At 70.2% G+C, this 20,852-nt stretch carries 17 protein-coding genes and 3 pseudogenes; 11 read left to right on the top strand and 9 right to left on the bottom strand.

Features of this window, described 5'->3' with window-relative positions:
- Positions 1-217: 217 nt before the first annotated feature.
- Entirely contained in the window at positions 218-1,897 is a 1,680-nt protein-coding gene (locus ACF1AL_RS32295; protein ID WP_391778615.1) for a hypothetical protein, read from the bottom strand.
- 639 nt (positions 1,898-2,536) lie between these two features.
- Here ACF1AL_RS32295 and ACF1AL_RS32290 point away from each other — a divergent pair.
- A complete protein-coding gene (locus ACF1AL_RS32290; protein WP_391778614.1) occupies positions 2,537-3,238 on the top strand; it encodes a bleomycin resistance protein in 702 nt (233 codons plus the stop codon).
- Between the two features lie 24 nt (positions 3,239-3,262).
- On the opposite strand, the gene ACF1AL_RS32285 is transcribed toward ACF1AL_RS32290, so the two are convergent.
- From ACF1AL_RS32285 to ACF1AL_RS32270, 4 genes are all read right to left on the bottom strand, one after another.
- Positions 3,263-3,682, bottom strand: coding sequence for a hypothetical protein (locus ACF1AL_RS32285; protein ID WP_391778613.1), 420 nt, complete (start codon positions 3,680-3,682; stop codon positions 3,263-3,265).
- Positions 3,679-4,269 (bottom strand): MarR family winged helix-turn-helix transcriptional regulator, encoded by a 591-nt coding sequence (locus ACF1AL_RS32280; RefSeq protein WP_391778612.1) that lies wholly within the window; start codon positions 4,267-4,269, stop codon positions 3,679-3,681. The genes ACF1AL_RS32285 and ACF1AL_RS32280 overlap by 4 nt, the downstream gene beginning before the upstream one ends.
- Before the next feature lie 628 nt (positions 4,270-4,897).
- A complete protein-coding gene (locus ACF1AL_RS32275) occupies positions 4,898-5,596 on the bottom strand; it encodes a response regulator (protein ID WP_391778611.1) in 699 nt (232 codons plus the stop codon).
- Positions 5,593-7,236: an ATP-binding protein gene (locus ACF1AL_RS32270; protein ID WP_391707450.1), complete on the bottom strand. Its 1,644-nt coding sequence runs from the start codon at positions 7,234-7,236 to the stop codon at positions 5,593-5,595. The genes ACF1AL_RS32275 and ACF1AL_RS32270 overlap by 4 nt, the downstream gene beginning before the upstream one ends.
- Before the next feature lie 98 nt (positions 7,237-7,334).
- Here ACF1AL_RS32270 and ACF1AL_RS32265 point away from each other — a divergent pair, with 98 nt between their 5' ends.
- From ACF1AL_RS32265 to ACF1AL_RS32250, 4 genes are all read left to right on the top strand, one after another.
- A complete protein-coding gene (locus ACF1AL_RS32265) occupies positions 7,335-8,324 on the top strand; it encodes a tripartite tricarboxylate transporter substrate binding protein (RefSeq protein WP_391778610.1) in 990 nt (329 codons plus the stop codon).
- Between the two features lie 156 nt (positions 8,325-8,480).
- The gene (locus ACF1AL_RS32260) at positions 8,481-9,929 is read left to right on the top strand and encodes a GntP family permease (protein WP_391778609.1); all 1,449 of its coding nucleotides are present in this window, start codon (positions 8,481-8,483) and stop codon (positions 9,927-9,929) included.
- Positions 9,930-10,390: 461 nt separating this feature from the next.
- Positions 10,391-10,945, top strand: coding sequence for a hypothetical protein (locus tag ACF1AL_RS32255; RefSeq protein WP_391778608.1), 555 nt, complete (start codon positions 10,391-10,393; stop codon positions 10,943-10,945).
- Positions 10,900-11,388 carry a DUF6529 family protein gene (locus ACF1AL_RS32250; protein WP_391707438.1) on the top strand — a complete coding sequence of 163 codons (489 nt, stop codon included), beginning with the start codon at positions 10,900-10,902 and terminating at the stop codon, positions 11,386-11,388. The genes ACF1AL_RS32255 and ACF1AL_RS32250 overlap by 46 nt, the downstream gene beginning before the upstream one ends.
- A 37-nt stretch (positions 11,389-11,425) precedes the next feature.
- Here the strand turns inward: ACF1AL_RS32250 and ACF1AL_RS32245 are convergent, their stop codons facing one another.
- A complete protein-coding gene (locus ACF1AL_RS32245; RefSeq protein ID WP_391778607.1) occupies positions 11,426-12,286 on the bottom strand; it encodes a UbiA family prenyltransferase in 861 nt (286 codons plus the stop codon).
- Positions 12,287-12,331: 45 nt separating this feature from the next.
- Between ACF1AL_RS32245 and ACF1AL_RS32240 the strand changes: the two genes are divergently transcribed.
- Genes ACF1AL_RS32240 through ACF1AL_RS32230 form a run of 3 tightly spaced genes read left to right on the top strand, consistent with a single transcriptional unit; the run spans position 12,332 to position 15,020 of the window.
- On the top strand, positions 12,332-13,468 hold the full coding sequence (locus tag ACF1AL_RS32240) for a type III polyketide synthase (protein ID WP_391778606.1): 1,137 nt from the start codon (positions 12,332-12,334) through the stop codon (positions 13,466-13,468).
- Between the two features lie 8 nt (positions 13,469-13,476).
- Positions 13,477-13,992, top strand: coding sequence for an isoprenylcysteine carboxyl methyltransferase family protein (locus ACF1AL_RS32235; RefSeq protein ID WP_391778661.1), 516 nt, complete (start codon positions 13,477-13,479; stop codon positions 13,990-13,992).
- Entirely contained in the window at positions 13,989-15,020 is a 1,032-nt protein-coding gene (locus ACF1AL_RS32230; RefSeq protein ID WP_391778605.1) for an NAD(P)/FAD-dependent oxidoreductase, read from the top strand. The genes ACF1AL_RS32235 and ACF1AL_RS32230 overlap by 4 nt, the downstream gene beginning before the upstream one ends.
- 239 nt (positions 15,021-15,259) lie before the next feature.
- Here ACF1AL_RS32230 and ACF1AL_RS32225 read toward each other — a convergent pair.
- Positions 15,260-16,129 (bottom strand): annotated as a pseudogene (locus ACF1AL_RS32225) (putative Ig domain-containing protein); the annotation flags it as partial.
- Positions 16,130-16,167: 38 nt separating this feature from the next.
- Here ACF1AL_RS32225 and ACF1AL_RS32220 point away from each other — a divergent pair.
- Positions 16,168-17,418 (top strand): annotated as a pseudogene (locus ACF1AL_RS32220) (protein kinase); the annotation flags it as partial.
- A 300-nt stretch (positions 17,419-17,718) separates the two neighbouring features.
- Here the strand turns inward: ACF1AL_RS32220 and ACF1AL_RS32215 are convergent.
- A pseudogene (locus ACF1AL_RS32215) lies at positions 17,719-18,527 on the bottom strand (IS5 family transposase).
- A gap of 62 nt (positions 18,528-18,589) precedes the next feature.
- Here ACF1AL_RS32215 and ACF1AL_RS32210 point away from each other — a divergent pair.
- Entirely contained in the window at positions 18,590-18,964 is a 375-nt protein-coding gene (locus ACF1AL_RS32210; protein ID WP_385750155.1) for a hypothetical protein, read from the top strand.
- Between the two features lie 646 nt (positions 18,965-19,610).
- Here the strand turns inward: ACF1AL_RS32210 and ACF1AL_RS32205 are convergent.
- Positions 19,611-19,826, bottom strand: coding sequence for a hypothetical protein (locus tag ACF1AL_RS32205; RefSeq protein WP_391778604.1), 216 nt, complete (start codon positions 19,824-19,826; stop codon positions 19,611-19,613).
- A 653-nt stretch (positions 19,827-20,479) separates the two neighbouring features.
- Between ACF1AL_RS32205 and ACF1AL_RS32200 the strand changes: the two genes are divergently transcribed.
- Complete coding sequence (locus ACF1AL_RS32200) at positions 20,480-20,788, top strand: hypothetical protein (protein WP_391778603.1); 309 nt, start codon at positions 20,480-20,482, stop codon at positions 20,786-20,788.
- The last annotated feature ends 64 nt before the right edge of the window (positions 20,789-20,852 follow it).

Genomic DNA, 20,852 nt, shown 5'->3' with positions numbered 1-20,852 from the left:
GCTGTTCCTGCGAACTCGGCGGTGCGCGGCGTTCCGTGGCCGCCGACCACAAGCCCGGGGCGGACGTTGTGGTGGCGGCGGTGGCTCATGTGGGTACCGACGGCCGCTGCCGTTTGGGGCTTTGGGCCGGTGGTGTTGTGCTGCTTGGAGTCCGGTGGCTGGGGCGGCCGGAGTGTGCACGGGTAGTCGGCGGCGGACGACACGGCCGGGAGCGCGGTCAGGTGCGTGAACCGCGTTCCCGGCGCCGCAGTTCCCTTCTGTGCTGTCGCTCCTGCTTCGCCTCGGCCCGTCGCGTGCGTTGGTACGCGCGGATCAGCACAGCGTGGGACAGCGGCACCACCTCGGGCAGGGCCTGGCGCGCCAGGCTGTACAGGTCGCGGGAGACCGGGGTGCTGAGGGTGGGGCGGGACCCGGTTTCCAGCTTGCGCAGACCCTCGGCGATCCAGGGGTCCACCCGCTCAGGATGGGCGAGCACCCTGGCGCCGCGCACGGCGTCGTATCCGTGCGCCGACGGATTGCTCGCAACGTACCGCCGCAGAATCTCGCCCGCCTCGGGGAAGTCCTCGCAGGCCCGGCAGAGCACGCCCGTCAGGTGCTCGGACCGGCGTGCGTTCAGCCCCGTCCCAAGGCGGGCCAGAAGTTCCGGCTCGGCGTGCAGCCGTGTTGTCAGGAACCAGTGGGTGAAGGTCTCCGGACCGATCCAGGGTTCCGCCATGCGGGCGGCCGGGCGCGTTCCGCCGTGCAGTGCGAGGGCCCACGTCACCCAGGCGTATGCCTCGGACCGTGTCTCTTCCTCCTCCAGCCCCGCGAATTCGGGAAGCCGCGCGAGGGCGTGTGAGGCGGTGACAGACTCCCGGTGACCGGTCAACAGCAGGGCCAGCATGACGCGTTCGGGCGGGCCGGGGTGGTCGGACAGCCGGCGCAGCGCGGGAGTGCCGGGTCCGGTGAACGCAGCGGCGCTGTTCCGCCAGCGCCGGCACTCCCGTTCGAAGAGGACACCGGCGACTTCCTCGAAGCTCCGGGGGACAGCGGGCACCGGCTCGCCGGTCAGCGCGGTGACGAGGGCCTGGGCGTGCAGATCGAGGGGGGTCTGGAGGGAAGCCCGCTCGGGCCGGACGGGGACGGCGCTCAGGGGGGCACCGGACTGAGCGGCCTCGGTGCCGACCGCCCGCTCGCTGCCCGCGGCGTCTGTGAGGGCCGCGGTGAAGGCGGCCAGGGCCTCCGCGTGGCGCTCGGCCCGGACGGCCCGGTCGAGCACCGGTGGCGCGAGGTTCAGTACGGGCGCGTCGGCCAGGAGGCGGCGCACCTCGGGGTCGTCATGAGAGTAGGCCAGTTCCTCGCCGACCACGGCACGGAAGCGTTCGGCGTGCCCGACTACGAACAGCAGGCGCACCGGTGGCGTGTCGTGTGGACGCGCACCGAACTCCAGAAGCAGCGGGACGACGTCCGCGCGCACCAACGAGTGCAGATGGCTGTCCACGTCGGAGCGCAGGTCGGCATCGTCCACCACGACGAGCGCGGGCCTGCCCCGGTCGCGTAGCGCAGGGAACAACTGCCCGGGGCCGCGCAGCAGCCGCCCGGCGGTCCACGAATCACCGAGCGCCCGCGCGAGTTCCAGCGCCAGCCGTGACCTGCCGACGCCGCGGTCACCCGCCAGGAGCATGATCGGGTGCGGATCGGTCTCGTCCTCGCACCAGTGCCGCAGCCGGGCCAGCTCGTCGTCGCGGTCACGGAAGGGCACGGGGCTGTACAGCGGCGACAGCAGCCGGAAGACACTGGGGTCCACTCCCGCCTCGGCCGGGCGCGGGGCTGGGTTCTCCAGCACCTCCCGGTAAGCGTGGAACCGCTTGATCCGCCGGACGTGCCGTTCGATCCCCTCAGCGCCGATGGCTGCCACGCCTCCTGCACCGGTCAAGGCGGCGGCCTGCCACCACGGCCCGTCCCACGCGCGCGGCAAAGCCATCCGCACGCAAAGCCCGAGCCATCCGACGACCACGCAGGCCACGCCACCCCAGTGGAGCACGTCCGCCGCTCTGCGCGTCCCTGTCCCAGGCCCCGGATCGTCCCAGCCACCCTTCTCCGCACCCCAGCCGCCCGCGCCCACACCCACGGCATCCCTCCCGCCCTGCCTGCCCAAGAACCCATAATCACCAGGTACATCGAGTACGACAATGTCTCGCCAGACAGGCAGACACCTGGGCCACCGTGAGCTTGTACGTCGCCCTGGCCGTCGCGGTCGGCGGGGACCGCCTCGCAGACGATCGCCGCCCTGACCGCGCTGCCGGACGGCTACCGCACCGGCCTGGTCCGCCGCCGCGCCCAGGACTGGAACCAATCGATCCCCGCCCAGCACCACCATGAGCACGCCGTCCGCGAGTTGTGGGACGTCCTGGCCGTCCGAATCCCCGGCATCTTCCGACGCTGGAGCTCACCTTCCAGAGGCAGTGAGCAGTTGCCGTGACGCACACACAACCCCAGGGACGGTCGAACGGTCGAAACCGTCCGCGACTATTCAAGTTTGACTACACTGCGCCGTATGAGGGAGACGACCATCCCGATCCTGCCGTGCAGGACCATCCAGCAAGTTGTGGACTTCTACACCGTCCTCGGGTTCGCGGTGACCTTCCAGCAGAAGAGTCCCAACCCGTACGCGGTCGTGGAACTGGGCGGCATCCAGCTCCACTTCTTCGCGTTGAAGGGGTACGAGCCGACCGAGTCGTACAGCACCTGCCTCGTTCTTACCGGCGATGTCGACGGGCTGCACAAGGCCTTCCGTGCCCGGCTCAAGGCGGCGTACGGAAAGGTCCCCACTCGTGGGCTGCCGCGCATCGGGCCACTCAAGGACACGTCCTTCGGTACGCGGCAGTTCCTTGTGACCGATCCGGGTGGCAACTGCCTGCGCATCGGGCAGCCGACCAGCCAGGACCAGCGCCACCGGCCCGCACCCACGGAACCGTTTGCCCGAGCCCTTCACCACGCCACTTTGTTCGCGGACTCCAAGGACGACCCCAAGGGTGCCGCGAAGATCATCGATCGGGCGCTCCGCATGGAAGACGAGCAGCCCACGCCCGTGCAGTTGCTTCGGCTGCTGGTGCTGCGTGCGGATGTCGCCGGGCGCCTCGGTGACGAGTCCACCGCGAAGGCCGCGCTCAGCCGAGCCGTCGCCATCCAGCTCACCGACCAGGAGAGGGAGTCGGTGCGTGACGATTTGCGGCGCCTCGGAGAGCTGCGGGCCTGATCCCCTTGCCCCGTTGTGGGCCACTCATGATGGCTGCGCCGGATGCGCGGTCACCGCATCCTCCGTGTGCGACGGGTTGGCTGCCTGCATGATCGCGTGCCAGGGGGTGGCGTCGAAGATCAGATGGATGGTGTCGATCCGGCCGTTGGTGAGATGGAAGTTCTCGGCCGTACGTTGAGTGCCGATGGCCGGGACAGAAGTGTGGACGTCGTAGATCAAGGTCGCTTCGGTCTCGCCGTACAGTTCGCTGACCAGGTCGACGCCGGTGACGATTCCCAGGAACGCGTCCAGGCCGCTGAGGTGCCCGTGCGGACTGTCGGATGTCAGCAGGGGACTTCGGAAGTGGAAGGAGTCGCTGAGCGTTCGCGCGGCGGCCGGGATGTCGCCTTGGAACCGGGCTTGGTGGTAGGCCCGGACGGTGGTGCGTGTCTTGGCCGTCGTCATCTGGGGTTGGTCCCTTCTTGGGTGGCGGCGAGGCGGGCGGCGATGCGCTGCTGGTTCTGGACAAGCCGGAGGCACAGGTGCCGGAGCTGGTGGAGTTCGGTGTCGGTGAATCCGTGGAACAGTGCCGCCATCGCCCGCTGGGTCGGCGTCCGGAACTCCTCCAGCCATGTCAGGCCGGCCGGGGTGATGCGCACGAGGACGGACCGGCGATCGCCGGGGTCGGGATCGCGCCGGACGAGCCCTTCGCGTTCGAGTGTGTCGACCAGGCCGGTGGCATTACGGGGAGTCATGCCCGCGGAGCGGGCGAGGTCCCCGAGGTTGGTACCGGCTTCGCCGAGCGTGCGCAGCCGGATCAGGACATCGCTGGCTCCCGCGCTGAGACCACGGCCCTCCGCTCCATGGGCGCGAAGCCGCTCCACGGACCTGTGCGCGGCGCGCGCGGCGGCTGCCGCCTCCAGGCGCAGAGTGTCACCCCCGGCCGCGAACTGCAGCATGACTTCGCGTACTTGAGGGTCGTAGAGCAACCCGTCCGGGTCCTGGGTGAGAGATTCAAGATTATTTACCTGCTTCACAATGAAGTGATACATGATTAGATCATGTACGGTCAAGACGCTGAGGGGGACCCCGATCAGACCCGTCCCGGTCCCTGCAGCCCGGGTCCGAAACCGGCAGAACCTCGGACCGCGGCGGCCAGGGCGGATCATCGTTTCGCCGTCGTGGTCCCCCGCCCGTCCAGCAGGCGCTGGGGCCGTGGCGGCCGTCAGATCGAGTGCTGTCGAAGGCCGACGGCCGCGGGTCTGGCGGGGGTGGCGTCGTACACGCCATCGACTGTGAAGAGGCGCTGACCGCGGCGCGGGTGCTCCACCCCCGACGTCCGGGCACCGCTCCTCGCGGCGGCCTCGACCGGCGGCGCGTACCACAGCGGCGGGTACGGCGCCCAAACGGGCGCCGGTGCTTGCTCGCCGCCCTGTCCAGGACGTCCTCGCAGGCACCGGCCGGTGAGGCGGGGAGCGGCCGGCGGTGCGGCTGGTACCGCTTCGACGCCTCCTCTGGATGGTTCTTACGGCGTCCCCCGGGACGTCGGGGTGATCTGTGGCGCACCGGGACGCCGGCGCCTGGCCGTCCCTGCCGTCCTGGCGGCGACGCATACCGATGGATCCGGAACGGACACCGATGGATCCGGAAGGGCGGGTCCGCGTCCTCGGGCGACTGTCGTCAGAGTGTCGGCCGCCAGCTGTAGCGCCGCTCCGGCCGGCCCGCGGCGCCGTAACGCAGGGACACCTGCGCGCTGCCGGTGCCGTGGAAGTACTCGAGGTAGCGGCGGGCGCTGACGCGGGAGATGCCGGTCAGGGCGGCGCACTCGCCAGCGGACAGTGTGCCCTCGGCGTCGCGCAGGGTCCGTTCGATCAGGTCGGCGGTCTCCACGCTCAGCCCCTTGGGCAGGGAACTGCCGGGGGTGGCGACCCCCGATCCGGCCAGCACCCGGTCGATGTCTGCCTGGCCCCGCACGACGGTCTGCAGGAGGCGGCCGCGTCGGGTGGCGTACCGCTGCAGCCGGGGGCACAGGTCCTCGAAGTCGAACGGCTTGAGGAGATAGTCGACCACGCCGCGGCGGACGGCGCCGCGTACGGTGTCGGCCTCCTGAGCGGCGCTGATGACCATGACGTCGCAGTCGTGACCGGCGCTGTGCAGCCGCGGTATGACATCGAGACCGAACAGGTCGGGCAGGTAGAGGTCGAGCAGGACCAGGTCGGGGTGGAGGTCGGCGACGGCGGTGATCGCCTGCTCGCCGGTGTGTGCCACCCCGACGACCCGGAACGGTTCGACCCGGTCGACGAAGGTGCTGTGCACGCGCGCGACCATGAAGTCGTCGTCGACGACGAGCACGTCGACGGTGTCGCCTGCGCCGGTCATCGGGGGGCTCCTTCCGCCACCGCGCCTGCGGTGGGACTGACGGTCATGCGGGCGGTGAACATAGCACCGTCGGGCGTGTTGGCGACCGAGATCTCACCGCCGTGACGTTCGCAGACCAGCTTGGTCAGGGCCAGTCCGATACCCCGCTCGCCCTCCTGGGCGGCCTTGGTGGTGAAGCCGTGCGAGAACACCTCGCGCGCCAGTTCCGGGGGCAGTCCGGGGCCCGAGTCGCGCACGGTGATCTCCACGCTGGAGGCGTCCTGCCTGAGGGTGACTTCGACCCATGCGTCACCGTCGCCGTCGTGTGCGGCGGCGTCCACGGCGTTGTCGACGAGGTTGCCGAGCACGGTCGCGACGTCGGCGGCGTCCTCCGGCTGCAGCCGGTCGAGGGCGGTGTCGGCCGAGATCCGCAGCGTGACACGGCGTTCGGCCGCGAGCGAGCACTTGGCCATCAGCAGGGCCGCCACGGCGGTGTCGCGTACGCGCCGGGCAAGGGTCACGTCGAGAGACTGGCGGCGCTGGTTCAGGGCGCGGATGTACCGCACCACCTCGTCCTGCTCACCGATCTGGATCAGGCCGGAGATGGTGTGCAGCTGGTTGGCGAACTCGTGGGCCTGGGCGCGCAGCAGCTCCGAGGAACTGCGGAACGAGCCGATCTCCCGCTCCAGTTCGGCCAGTTCGGTACGGTCGCGCAAGGTGGTGACCGAGCCGAGCAGGCGGCCGTCCTTGGTGACGTCCATTCGGTTCATCACCAGTACTCGTCCGGAGCGGATGACCACCTGGTCGTGCCGTTCGGCGGCCTCCTCGGGCGCGCCGGTGAGGACGTCCCGCAGGCGTCCGCCGATGCCGAGGCCGTCCAGGCTCTGTCCCACACAGTCCTCCGGCAGGTCGAGCAGGTGACGGCCGACATCGTTGACGAGGGTGACCCGGTGCTGGGGATCGAGGGCCACGACGCCCTCCGCGATGCCGTAGAGCATCGCCTCACGGTGCTCGGCCAGGCCGGTGATCTCGCGGGGTTCCAGGCCGAGGGTCTGCCGCTTCACCCGCCGGGCGAGCAGCCAGGAACCGAGTCCGCCGAGGGCGCTGGCGATGCTCAGGTAGGCGATCAGGTAGGAGGACGCGCCGCTGAGGCGCTGCCACACCGTCGGTGACGCCTCGCCGATCATCACGGTGCCGAGTTGCCGGCCGAGGGTCTGCTGAGTGGCGCCGAGCACCGGCACCTGCGCCACGAGTTCACGGTTGCCGTCCAGGGTCAGCTCCCCGGACCAGCTGCGGCCGTGGTCGACACCCGGCCGGGCGGGCAACTCCTCCCCCACCACCGTGGGGTTGGTGGAGGTGACGATGCGGCCGTGCGCGTCGGCCACGGTCACCGACGTCACCCCGGACTGGGACAGCGTCGAGTGCACCAGCGGGGCCAGGGTCTCCTCCGGCGCGGGCCGCACCAGCTGGCTGCGCACCAGGGGGTTCGCGGCCAGTTGCTCGGCGAGCGCGTCGACCCGCCGGCCCTCGACCCGGCGGAAGGTGGCCGCCGACTGAGCCAGCGAGACACCCGCCACGGCCAGCAACACCACGACGACGATGGCCAGCTGGAGTACCAGCATCTCGCTCGCGAGGGAGTGACGGCGGAACGTGGCGACCACAATGAACTCAATCTCTGTTGCTGACACAACCTGGGCGGCACCGCTGCCGGGCCGCCACAATCATCACGCCGACCGGTCGAGACCGAAAGTGAGGTGCCATGCGCGGTTCAACAGCACGAGCCGTCCTCGGCACGCTCACGGTCCTGGTCCTGCTCGCCCTCAGCGCGTGCGGGGCCTGGCCGGGCGGTGACGGCCCGCTCCGCGATCTGCGGATCATGGTGCCCAATGCTCCGGGCGGCGGCTACGACACCACCGCACGGACCGTGGCCCGCGTCACGCAGGAGGCACACATCGCCTCCGACGTGCAGGTCTTCAACCTTCCGGGGGCCGGCGGCACGGTCGGCCTGCAACGCCTCGTCGACGAACGAGGCAACGGCAGGCTGGCCCTCCAGATGGGTTTGGGTCTGGTGGGCGCCTCCCACGTGGCGCGGGCACGGGTGAGCGTCGCCCGGACCACTCCCCTGGCCCGCCTGATCGAGGAGGCCGGCGCGGTCGTCGTCCGCAAGGACGCGCCGTACCGGACGATCGAGGACCTGATCGCCGCGTGGCACGAGAACCCCACGCGTCTGAAGGCCGGCGGCGGTTCCTCTCCCGGCGGCCCGGACCACCTGCTCTCCATGGAACTCGCCAAGGCCGTCGGCATCGACCCCACAAGGGTCGTCTACGTCCCCTACGGCGGAGGTGGGGGCGATCTGCTGCCCGCCCTGCTGGACGGCACGGTGGACTTCGCCGTCAGCGGGTTCGGTGAGTTCCTCGACCAGCTGCACAGCGGCCAGGTGCGCATCCTCGCCGTCACCAGCGGCGCGCCGGTCGGTGTCCTGCCCGGGGTTCCGACCCTGAAGGCGTCGGGTATCGACCTGGTCTTCAGCAACTGGCGGGGCATCGTCGCACCGCCCGGCATCAGCGCCGAAGACGAGAAACGCTGGGTCGACGCGCTGACCGCGCTGCACGACTCACGTCAGTGGAAGGCCGAACTCACCCGGCACGGCTGGACCGACGCCTTCGCGACCGGCGACACCTTCCGGACGTACCTGAGGCAGCAGGACAGGTTCGTCGCCGCTCTCCTCGCACAGCTCGGACTCGGCTGACCGGGCCGCAGCGTTCGCCGCCCTGGTTCTCCAGCCTCCCGCTCCGACAGATCCACGACCGAAACCGTTGCGTTCTCCCGCAGCGGCCGTGCTTCGCCATATCCCCGTTCCCGTACACCGTCCGCTTCCGTCGGCCGGACACCGAAAGGCACCCGTGTGACCGCTCATACCTGGTACCTGCTGGCCATCCTCGCGGTGGCGATCACCTCACTGATCTGTCTGATCAACTCCCGCCTGCGGATCCACCCGTTCGTCGCACTCCTGCTGGTCTCGGTCGGCACCGGACTCGCGGCCGGCGAGCCCGTGGCGAAACTGGTCGACTCCCTCGAGACGGGAGCCGGGCACACCCTCGGTGACGTGGGCCTCACCCTGGCGCTCGGCGCCATGCTCGGCCGTCTGCTGTCCGATTCCGGCGCGACCGACGCCATCGCTCACGCGATCGTCGACCGCTCCGGGGGCCGCGGTCTGCCCTGGCTCGTCGCGGCCGCCGCCTTCGTCATCGGCATTCCGATGTTCTTCGAAGTCGGGCTGATCGTGCTGCTGCCACTGATCTTCAGCGTGGCCCGGCGGCTGGAGGACCGGGGCGCCGCGAAGGGCTCCCCGTACGTGCTGCTGGGGGTCCCGGCCATCGCCGCCCTGTCCACGCTGCACGGCATGCTGCCGCCGCACCCCGGCCCGCTGACCGCCATGACCGGCCTGCACGCCGACCTCGGTCTCACGCTCGGCGTCGGCATCGTCTGCGCGATTCCCACCGTGATCCTCGCCGGGCCCGTGTACGCCCGCTGGATCGCGCCGCGGCTGGCAGACGTGCGCCCGGACGACGCGCTGGTGACCCAGTTCACCGGACGTCGGCACCCAGCGAAGCAAGAGCAGGGATCCACGCCCGCACCGGTCGGCGGCCCCGGTGCGCAGCTGCGACCCGATGCCCACCCCCGTACCGGCGTTCCCGTGCCGCTGGCCGTCGCCGCCGTGCTGATTCCCGTCGCCCTGATGCTGCTGCGTGCCCTGGCCGAGGCGATGCTCGACGAGTCCAGCGGGCTGCGCTCCGTGCTCACCTTCGCCGGGGAACCGCTGATGGCGATGCTGGCCGGCTTCCTCTTCGCGCTCGCGGTGACCCTCGCCGGCCGCAGCAGCACGGGGGACCAGGCGCGGGCGTCCCTGACCGAGAGCCTGCGGTCCATCGCTGCCATTCTGCTGATCATCGGCGGGGGCGGGGCATTCAACCAGGTGCTGAAGGACTCCGGCATCGGTGACGCGGTTGCCTCGGCGGCCAGAGGCGCCCACCTGAATGTGATCGTGCTGGGCTGGCTGGTGGCTCTGCTGCTGTCCTTGACCACCGGCTCGGCGACGGTCGGGATCGTCTCCGCCACCGGTATCGTCGCCCCGCTGATCGGCGCGGGCGGTGGGCTGGAGGCGTCCTTGCTGGTCGTCGCCATCGGCGCCGGGTCACTGGGCCTCAACTACGTCAACCACGCGGGGTTCTGGCTCGTCAAGGAGTCCTTCGGCATGGACCTGAACCAGGCCGCGAAGACGCAGACCGTCGTTCAAACGCTGGTCAGTGTGTCGGGGCTGGCCATGGCCCTGCTCTTGTCAGTCTTCGCATGACGTGACGACGCCGGGCGCGCACCGCGAGGCGGGCGCGCGGCGCTGCCCTCACCGTCGCCGGCGCCTTCGCCGAGCTGGACACCGCCGTCGCCGTCACCAGCCTGGTCGCGCTGTGCGGAATGCTCGACGACGATGCGCCGGCGTTCTCGGTGAGCCGACGCCGGCGCCTCGCCGAGAGTCGCACAAGCTGCCGCTGTCTCCCGGTGTCCCCGCCTCCCGTCTCCCAGTGCAGGGTGATACCCGACCCATGTGCCGTGCCGGCCCTGGTAGGGACGGGGTTCGGCGTGCGGATCGTTCCACAGGTCTGCGCGTCCGTGGCTGATGTGTCGTCTGCTGCCGCGTACCGGCCCATCTCGGTGAAAGTCGACGCTGGGGAGCAAGAGGCGCCGGGGGTCGTGGGGAGTATGCGTTCGTTGGCCCCTCGTACGGCGGGGCCCCTTACTGACCATGGTGGAGTGGTGATGAGGCGTATCCGCCTGGGCGCCGTGTGGATGGCCGCGCTGGTGACGATCGCTGCTGCGAGTGGCTGTTCCAGTGGTGGCGGTGGTGGTTCCTCGTCGTCGGCGACGCCGTCGAGTACGGCCACGAGCAGCGCGCCGGGTCAAAGCGCGGGCCCGTACGGAGCGGCGAGCAGTGCGTCGGCCGGTGCGCAGGCCACGGTGAAGACCGCCTCGGCCGGCAAACTCGGCACGATTCTGGTCGACGGGAAGGGGCGAACCCTGTACTTGTTCGAGGCGGACAAGTCGACGACCTCGACCTGCAACGGGCCGTGCGCAGCGGCTTGGCCGCCGCTGCTGACCTCCGGGGCCCCCTCGGTCGGCGGCTCCGCACAGTCCGGCCTGCTGGGCACGTCGAAACGGTCCGACGGCAAGACGCAGGTCACCTACCACGGGCACCCTCTGTACAGCTACGCGGGAGACTCCAAGCCGGGCGACACGAACGGCCAGGCGCTCAACCAGTTCGGTGCCGAGTGGTACGTCGTGGGCGTCAGTGGCAACAAGGTCGACCTGAGCTGACCGGCGACGACCGCACGAGGGTCAGCCGACGTGACAGCCAGGACCGATCATGGATCCCCCCTCCCCCGGCGGCTTGCTCCCGGCCGCTTCTGCTGGCCCTGTTGATGTACGGCCGGTTGCCCGGCCTCACGGCGGCGCCCCGCCACGTCCGCGCCTCGCACCGCATCGTGGGATGGGCCGCCTTCCTGCTGTCAATACCCGTCGCCTACCACTGCGTCCGTACCTATGGCGTGGAGACCACGGACACCCGGGTCTTCCTGCACTCGGTGGCCGGCTGCGCGCTGTACGGAGCCTTCGTCGCCAAGGTCCTGGTGGTGCGCAGCCGCCGCCTGCCCGCCTGGATGCTCTCCGCCGCCGGGAGCCTCCTGTTCGGCCTGATCGGGCTGCTGTGGTACTCGGCCGCACCGTGGGCCCTCAACGGCTTCAACGCTGCCGGCCTGTAGCCACCGGCCACCGCCAGAGCGGCCACGTGCTGAGGGTTCAGGCCACGTCCGAGCCCCGCAGCAACAGTTGCGCCACGGCGATGCCCGCGACGATGATCGCCGCTCGAAACGGCCACCGGCTCCGGATGTCCGACGGCAGAGCCGTCCCCGCGACCGCGACGGCCCCGGCCAGCGCCGCCAGTCCCCCGCTCACCCCGCCCACCGCTCCAGGCGGCCCTGCGACCAGCACACCCATGGCGGTCAGCATCACGGACGGGGCCAGCCACCGGCAGGTCGCGCGGCCCAGCCGTTGCGGCAGCCCGCGGACACCGGTGCCGAGATCGTCCTCGATGTCCGGAAGGGCGTTGACCAAGTGGGCCCCCACACCCAGCAGCGCGCCGGCCGTCACCGCCCACCAGGCGGGCCAGGAGGGCGACGGCATGCCCAGGGTGACGAAGGCCGGCAGCGCCCCGAAGGCGACGGCGTAGGGCAGCGGTGAGAGCACCGTGTGCTTGAACACCAGGTTGTAGGCCCAGCCACAGGCCACCATGCCCAGATGCGCCGCTGCTGCCGCGGCGCCGCTCAGCAGCGACAGCGGGACGCACACCACCAGAGCAGTCCCGGCCGCGACAGCCGCCGCCCGAGGCGGGAGTTCACCGGTGGCCACCGGTTTGTCGCGGCGTTCGCAGACCGTGTCGCGCTGGGCGTCGACCGCGTCGTTGCACCAGCCGACCGAGAGCTGGCCGGCCAGTACGGCGGCGGCCACCGCTCCGGAGCCCGCCGCCCCGCGGTCCGCTGCCACGGCGAGCGCGGTCACGAGCACCGTCACCGCGACCGCCGGCTCCAGGTGGCAGGAGCGCAACAGCGCCGGGACCCGGCGTGTCGTGGACGGAAGGGCGTGGGGTGCGTGTAGAGACACACAGGGAAGTTACGGGAAAACCCGGCAACAGGAGGCATTACCGGCATGCGTGTCACTGCAATGGTCGACGACGCCCTTTCGCTGGCCACCGCGCCGTCCCGAACACCTCCGCCCGGCCCGGCGACCGCGGTCGCAGCGATCCGCACTGCGCTCCCGCCGTATCGGTACGCCCAGGACGACCTCACTGAGGCGATCGGTGACCTGTGCCTGCCCGCCGGGGCCGACCGCGCCCCGCTGCGCCGCCTCCATGCATCCGCCGGTGTGCGCACACGCTGCCTCGCCCTGCCGATCGAGCGGTACTCCGACCTCGGCGACTTCGGGCAGAGCAACGACGCGTGGATGGCCGCCGGACTCGAACTGGGCGAGGAAGCCCTCGCCGGCGCACTGCAAGAGGCCGGACTCGAACCGGCCGACGTGGATCTGCTGGTGTGCACCTCCATCACCGGCATCGCCGCTCCCTCGCTCGACGCTCGGCTAGCCGGACGCCTGGGACTGCGCCCCGACGTCAAGCGACTCCCGGTGTTCGGCCTGGGGTGCGTGGCGGGCGCGGCAGGACTCGCCCGGCTGCACGACTACCTGCGAGGGCACCCCGCCGACACCGCGGTACTCCTCAGCATCGAACTGTGCTCCCTGACTCTTCAGCGGCACGACGACTCCCGCGCCAACCTCGTCGCCGGCGCCCTGTTCGGCGACGGCGCGGCAGCGCTCGTGGCGCGTGGCAGCGGCAACACCGGGCCGGACGGAGCCGGACCCTTCGTGGTCGCCACACGCAGCCACCTGTATCCGGACACCGAACAGCTCCTGGGGTGGGACATCGGACCCACCGGCTTCCGCGTCGTGATCGACGCCGGTGTTCCCGACATCGTGCGGGACCACTTCGGCCGGCACCTGCGTGCCTTCCTGGCCGACCACGGCCTCACCACGGACGACATCGGAAGCTGGGTGTGCCACCCCGGAGGCCCCAAGGTGCTCTCCACCGTGGCCGACACCCTCGACCTGCCCGACGACGCCCTGAACACCGCCTGGCACTCGCTCGCAACGGTGGGGAACCTGTCCTCCGCCTCCGTCCTTCACATCCTCCAAAAGACGCGGGAATCGAACCGGCCGGAGCCCGGCACGTGGGGGCTGCTCCTGGCGATGGGGCCGGGATTTTGTTCCGAAGTCGTCCTGCTGCGCTGGTGAGTGCTCTCATGTCCTGGTACACGTTTCTCGTCCTGGCCGTCACGGCCGAGCGCATCGCCGAACTCGTCGTCGCTCGACGCAACGCCATCTGGACCCTCTCTCGCGCCGGAGTGGAGTACGGCCGCGGCCATTACCCGGTCATGGTCGTGCTGCACACTGGTCTGCTCGCCTGCTGTCTCGCCGAAAGTGCGCTCGCCCACCGGCCGTTCCTGCCCGCTCTCGGGTGGCCCATGCTGGCGCTTGTCATCATGGCGCAGGCACTGCGCTGGTGGTGCATCAGCACTCTGGGCCCGTACTGGAACACACGGGTCATCGTCGTCCCCGGAGCACGCCTGGTCGGAGCCGGGCCCTACCGGTTCTTGCGTCACCCCAACTACGTGGCTGTCGTCGTGGAGATCGCCGCTCTGCCACTGGTCCACTGCGCGTGGCTGACCGCTGCCGTGTTCACCGCTGGCAACGCACTGCTGCTCGCAGTCCGTATCCGCTGTGAGAACACCGCCCTCGCCTCGGCAGCGCCCGCGTGAGCGGCGGTCACGACCTGCTGATCGTCGGAGGCGGTCCAGCCGGTCTCGCGACCGCACTGCACGCCGTGCGCGCCGGTCTCGACACTCTGGTGGCGGAGCCACGTCGGACACCGGTCGACAAGGCCTGCGGCGAGGGCCTGATGCCCGGCGCCGTCCGAGCCCTGGGCACGCTCGGCCTGGAGGTCCCCGGCCACCCGATCACCGGCATCCGCTACATCCAGGGCCACCGTCAGGTGCAGGCCGCGTTTCGGCATGGCTTGGGCCTCGGCGTGCGCCGCACCACCCTGCACACTGCCTTGCACCAAGCCGTCATGGACGCAGGCGTACCCGTACTGCCCCTGCGGGTGAGGGACGTACGACAGGACGCGACGAGCGTGACCGTACCCGGTACGGGCCTGCGCGCACGGTGGCTGGTCGCCGCGGACGGACTGCACTCACCGTTGCGCCGTTCGCTCGGCCTGGAGCTGAAGACCCGTGCCGCACCCAGATACGGCCTGCGCCGCCACTACGCGGTGCCTCCCTGGTCGCCCTACGTCGAAGTGCACTGGGGACCCTACGCAGAGGCGTACGTGACTCCGCTCGGCCCCGCACTCGTCGGCGTCGCCCTGCTGACGACCCGGCGAGCGCCCTTCAGCACCCAGCTCGAGAGCTTCCCCGAACTGGCTGCCCGCCTGCCCGCCGAGAGGGCCGTCACCGCCGTACGCGGTGCGGGACCGCTGCGCCAGCGGGCACGCACCCGCACGCACGGCCGGGTACTGCTCGTCGGGGACGCCGCCGGCTACACCGACGCGCTGACCGGTGAGGGCATCTCACTCGCCCTCACCGGTGCCGAAGCCCTGGTCGCCAACGTGCGCCGCGGCACACCCGACCGCTACGAGACCGACTGGTGCCGCGCGACCCGCTCTCACCGGCTCCTGACCGACCTCCTGGTGCGGGCCCGCCAGCAGCCGGCACTGGCTTCACGCATCGTGCCCACCGCCACGCGCCTGCCCCGCGTCTTCGCAGCAGCGGTGAACGCCCTGTCATGACCAGACGCAACAAGTGGGCCGGGTTGTCTCACGGCCCGGGCCGCCGAGCGCTCTCCGGTACGCAAGACCGTCGATCCCCGCGCCCTGTGCCTGCCGCACACCGCACCACTCACCGACCGAGCCAGGAACACTGGCACGGCTTCGCCGCCGGCCTCCACCGTGCTGGGCCACGCTCGGCCACCCGTACCGTGAGGGTGCCGGCGGCCTGCGATCCAGGTTGGGACCCCCTCCGGAGCGACTCATGACGTAGTCAGGGCGGTGTCGTCCACGACGAAGTCGGTCGCGAGGTATGCGTCCTCGACGCCGGTGAACTTCAGGGTGACCGTCTGGCCCGCCAACGAGGACAGGTCGAGGGTCTTCAGGGTGTACCCGGAGGCCGCGTTGGCGTTCGAGTACGTCGCCAGGGTCTTCGAACCGGCGGTCACCGTCAACTTGTCGTAGGCGGTGCTGCCGCTCTCCGCGGTGTCGACGTGCAGGTAGAAGGATAGGGTCGCCTTGCAGCCCGCGGGAACGGTCACCGACTGGGACAGCGTGTCGGTGTGCGCGGAGCCCCAGCCGTTGAGCCAGGCCGTCCAGGAGCCGCTGTGGGCCGGCTCACGGGTGTCGTTGTTGATGACGCCGCTGTCGGTCCAGCCGGTGTCCCCCGACTCGAAGCCCGGGTTGGCCAGCAACTGGGTCGAGGTGCAGCCACCCCCGCCGCCACCGCCGCTGGTGTTGACGGTCCACGTGAAGGACGCGGTGCCCATCGCGCCGGTGGAGTCCTTCACGGTGACGGTGGTGCTGTAGGTCCCGGCCGTGGTCGGCGTGCCGGAGATGACGCCTGTGGAGGCGTTGATGGAAAGGCCGGTGGGCAGACCGGAGGCGCTGTAGGTGAGGGCGCCGCTGTTGGTGCTGGACGCCTGGACCTGGAGGCTGACCGCGCTGCCCACGGTGGAGGACTGGCTGCCCGGGTTGGCGACCGTCACACCGCTGCCCGGCGGGGTGATGTGGCTGCCGACGTTGATACCCGCGAACGCGTTGCCGACCGCCGCGTACTGCGCGGAGTTGGCGCCGTACAAGGCGGAGGCGGCGTTGAGGGCGGCGGTGCGGGCACCGGCGTAGTTAGTGGCGAGGCGTAGGGCTCGACGTCAAGCTCCGCGAAGGCTCCGTCGACCTGACCGAGGCGGCCCGGTGGGGCGCTCAGATATGTGACGCATTGGATGACGCACACGCTCACGGCATCATGCACCGGGACATCAAGCCGTCCACCATCCTCGTCACGCCTTCCGGAACGGTGAATGTCCTCGACTTCGGTGTCGCACGCGCCGCCGATCCCTACGCGACTGCTGACCGGCTGACCCAGACGGGATTCATCGTGGGCACGCCCCCGTACATGGCGCCGGAGCAGGCGCGCGGCCACCCGGAACCGAGGAGCGATCTGTACGCTCTGGGCTGCCTGCTCTTCGAGCTGGTCACCGGCAGGTTGCCGTTCCAGGCCCCGGACACCGTCGGCTATCTGACGGCGCATCTGAGCCAGCAGCCACCCGCGCCCAGTTCCGTGGCGGCGGGTGTGCCAGAGGCCTGGGACGCCGTCCTGCTCAGGCTTTTGCGCAAGGATCCTGCAGAGCGGTACGCGAGTGCCGCGGACGCCGCTCAGGCCCTGCGGAGGCTCGCGGACGCGCCCGAGCCTGTGCCGGCGGGCACCGCACCGCTGACAGGGGCGTGGCCATCGTCGTCCCCCGGTGGCGCCGCCTCTCCCCGCAGGCCCGTGGCACCGCGGTCCTGGATCGCGATCGCGGTCTGGTTCCTCATCACCCTGGTGGCCGCCACGGTGACCGCGGCCAATATCGACGGAGCCTATGACGGTCGCGACATAGCCAGCGGCGCCGGCGCGGTCGCCATCGCCACCGTGGGGCTGATCGTATGGTTCGCCGTGCAGGCAAGACCCCGTTGGCAGGCACGCGTGGCCCTGCCGCTCCGGTTTCTCCCGTCGGCGCTCCTCTTTTGCGCCTACGCCATGGTGGTCGCGTCCATTGGCGGGCCACGACAGAATCGACTGGGCTACTGGCTGTCCCTCGGTGGGATCTCCACGCTCACGCTGGCGGGCCTCCTGGCAATGGCGGCGGCCCTCACTCCCCGGACGGAACGCCGGACACGCGGAATCGGCTACGCCCTCGTCGGCGTCAACGCCGCCGCGGTATTGGGATCGTTCACGAAGATGGTCTCAGGTAGTCGGGTCTGGTTTGAGTACTTCGGTTTCGTCCTGCCGCAATGGGTCCCCCTCGCCATAGTCGTGGCGGCCATCGCGCTGTACTGCACGCGCGAGATCGCAACGCGCCGGGCGGGTTCAGCATCGGGGTCTGGACGAACACCGCCGGGCACGACGGCGAGAACGGGCTCTCCACACTCGTCTCACTGATCGCTACGTGCAACCGCAACGTGCCGGACGCCCCAGCCGAGCACCTCGCCGAAGGAGTCTCCAGCCTTGGCCTCTGCCCCGTCGCAATGCCACCCTGCTTCGGAGGCCGGTCCGGTGGCTGTCCAGCGCGGGCCCTGGTGACGGGGGCCACCGGAACCGGAAGCACCTCGGCGCGCTTGGCGCGGCTGCCATTTCCGTGGCGCTCACTGCCTGCAGCAACACCGCCACGCCCACGTACGAGGCCGCAGCCCGCAAGTAGGGCGGGCTGCGGGTGTTGGCGCCGAGGCTTTACTGATCGTTTCAGAATGATCGAGAAAGCCGCCGCAGGCAGATGATCGAACAGGCGAGTTCAAGGAGCCCTTGGTGAAGGTCTGCCCGGTACTCGTAGCGGATGCGCAGGCGCTTGAACTGGTGCAGCCAGGCGAACGCGCGCTCCACGACCCAGCGCACTTTTCCGAGTCCGGAGCCGTGGGCGATGCCGCGTCGGGCGATCAGCGGCTTGATGCTGCGCTTCCACAGCTGGCGGCGGTACTTGTCGAAGTCGTAACCCCGGTCGGCGTATAGACGCCGGGGCTTGCGGCGGGGCCGCCTCGCAAACCGCGGATCGGTGGGACCGCGTCCAGCAGCGGCAGAAGCTGAGTGACATCGTGTCGGTTGCCGCTGGTGAGCGTGACGGCCAGCGGGGTGCCGTGGCGGTCGACGATCAGGTGGTGCTTTGAGCCGGGGCGGGCGCGGTCGACGGGCGAGGGGCCGACGTGATCCCCCCTTTGAGCGCCCGGATGTGCGAGCCGTCCACGGCGCAGTCGTCCAGGTCCAGCAAGTCAGCTCGACGCAGTTCCGGTCAACAGAGCGGCATGGAGGCGAGGCCACACGCCCGCCTCTGTCCAGTCCCGCAGGCGGCGCCATGCCGTCACCCCGGAGCAGCCCACCACTTCACTCGGTACGTCGCGCCAGGCCACGCCCTTGCGCAAGACGTAGACGATGCCGGCCAGGGCAACCCGGTCCGGCACCGGGAGCCGCCCAGGGTGGCGATGCCGTCGCACGGGCCGCGCCGGCAAGAGCGGGGCTATCCGGTCCCACAGCTCGTCGGGGACTAGGTTCGCGATCACGACGTTGAAGCTTGCCAGAGAACCCAGTTGAGCGGCTCGGGCGGGCTGGACATACTCCCCGGATGGCCAACACTCGGAGCGAAACCGCGGAGCAGGGTTGGGACGGACCTTTTTACCGCGTCCGAACGGATCGGTTCGAGGCGTCGTTCGTCCCCAATGAGGGCGAGCCTCTGGACAGTATCTGCAACGTCGACGTCGAGGTTCGGCTGACGGCTGACGGCTCGCGCTGGAGCGCGACTGTATTCACGCTCGCCGAGGTCGAACGCATCATGGACAGGTGGTCCCGCACGGGCGAGGCCCTGGACGGCCGCTACTTCTGGTGCTCCGACGGCCTCATCGTCCGGGATCCCGGCATCGACAACATGACGCAGGTGCTGGCCGGCCTGCTCGACGACGGCGACTTCACACAGGTTCTCCAGCGGCTCGACAACGAGTGATCGTCGAGCTCTCATTCTGAAACGATCAGTTAGGCGTTTCGCCGGCTTGGCGAGTGACGGGGCGCGGGCATCCTGGAGGCGCTGACGCGGGCCGGTGTGGTGGTCAGTGCGGTGCCGCTGGTGGGTCCCTGCTCACGATTGCACCCAGATGGCGAAGGCGGTGAACGAGGTCCGTGCGGGCCCTGAGGTGACGCGAGCCGGTGCCACGCTGAGCGACGAAAGCGGATAGGCGGCAAGGGGGCTGGCTGTCATGCGGGGTGTGACCGAGGGCTTCCGCTGCTGCGAGAGAAGGAACTGTTGGCGGCCGGACTGGACGCCGGGCCGCTGCGGCGGATCACCGTGGCACTGGGGCGTGCGGGCGGCGGGAAGCGGCCCGTTCCTGCCAAGGCGGCGGGGTGGCGGAGTCATTACGAGGCTGACCCTGGACCCCGTGCTGGTTGCCCTCAGCTGAATCCACTCGCTTGTCGCACGACATAGCTTCCGGCCAGGCCGGTATGCAGCGCTCCACCATGAGGCGACCGGCTCGCCCTACAGGACGTTCTCGGTGCCGCATCAGCCGAACTCGAACCGGAAATGCACCGCTGTCCTCGCCCACGTCCTCCCCTGACCGGGGTCACCGCGGCACGCTGTCCTCGCCAGGAGGTCTCTACGCCGCGCTACCGCTTCCTGCCTCCCAAGGATCCCCCACGGGCCGGGTCAGACCGTCATCCGTCACCAGCCGGCGCTCCGGTTCCGTCGCGTCCAGCTCCCAGTAGTACAAGCACTCCTGGCACCGCACCCCGTCCACCAGCACATCGTCCTCCGGGTTCGGGCAGTCCGTGCCGTCCCCGCGCCCCGCGCACATGTCCCGTGTATGCCCCATGGTTTCGACGGTGCGACCCGGCCAGGCCAGCCGTGGAGGGGGCGTGCAGGGCGCACAGACGCTCGAGGACGGCACCACGCCCCAGCATCCTCCGTCAGCCCCACAAGCCGCCCCCGAGCGGCCTGACAAGGGCCGTTGGGTGCGCACTCGGATCGGGCGCATGCTGCCGCCAGCACACTCCATAGTCCACACAGCCCTGAAGGCGCAATGCGCGAGAGCATGACGGACAGCTGCCACCGAATGCTTGCCGGCGCACCCGCCTGGGTGCCGTGAGCAGACAGCAGGCGCTCCAAGACGAGCAAACGGGACGCATGGGACTCAAGGCCCTGGGCCGTGAACAGCGCCGATGACCACAGAGCCCGACAGGGAGCCTCGTGATCGATCCAGCCGATGGCTCTTCCCGATCCGCACGACGGGAGTCGGCCTAGAAGAGGGGCGATCGCACGGCCGCGGCGGGCCGTGATGCCCAGAGGCGCTGCGGTTGACCTGCCGCCCTCGAGATCTAAGAGGTCGCAAGCTGACTGACACAAAGAGCTTCGCAGAGAGAGGTAATGATGACAGGCCAGTGGGAGTGGCTGAGAGGACCCCAACCGTCCAGCGAGGTGCCTGAGCGGCTATGCACCCCGACAGCATCACCGGAGCTCAACCTCGGTGTGCAGATCATCGGCAGCAACATCGTGGGTAACGACGTAGTCGAACTCGCAGCGCAGTACATGGCCGAACATGCCCGCCTCGAACTGTGGATCGGGCGTCACCAGCCGGCCTTGAGCTTTCGACACCAGTTTGAACTGGGCCGGGCCCCTTCCGAGGCGCTGTTTGTGGCCTATGAGGCGTGGATAGCGTTCGAAGCCGCCTACCAGACGTCCGGTAAGAAGGTCCACCAGGTGCGCGACGAGCGGGAGCAACTCAAGACAGCTCTGGGCAGGGCCACTCAGACTCTCATCCGTGCCAGGACCGAATAGCTGAGAAGAAGGCCTTTCCCCTGGTGACCACAGGGCTCTCGGCCCGAAGGTTCGAGCGAAGCAG

The organism is Streptomyces sp. NPDC014801 (assembly GCF_043082085.1).
Classification (GTDB): domain Bacteria; phylum Actinomycetota; class Actinomycetes; order Streptomycetales; family Streptomycetaceae; genus Streptomyces.
Note: the sequence above shows the minus strand (reverse complement) of the source record. Positions and strands in the feature narration are given on the sequence as shown.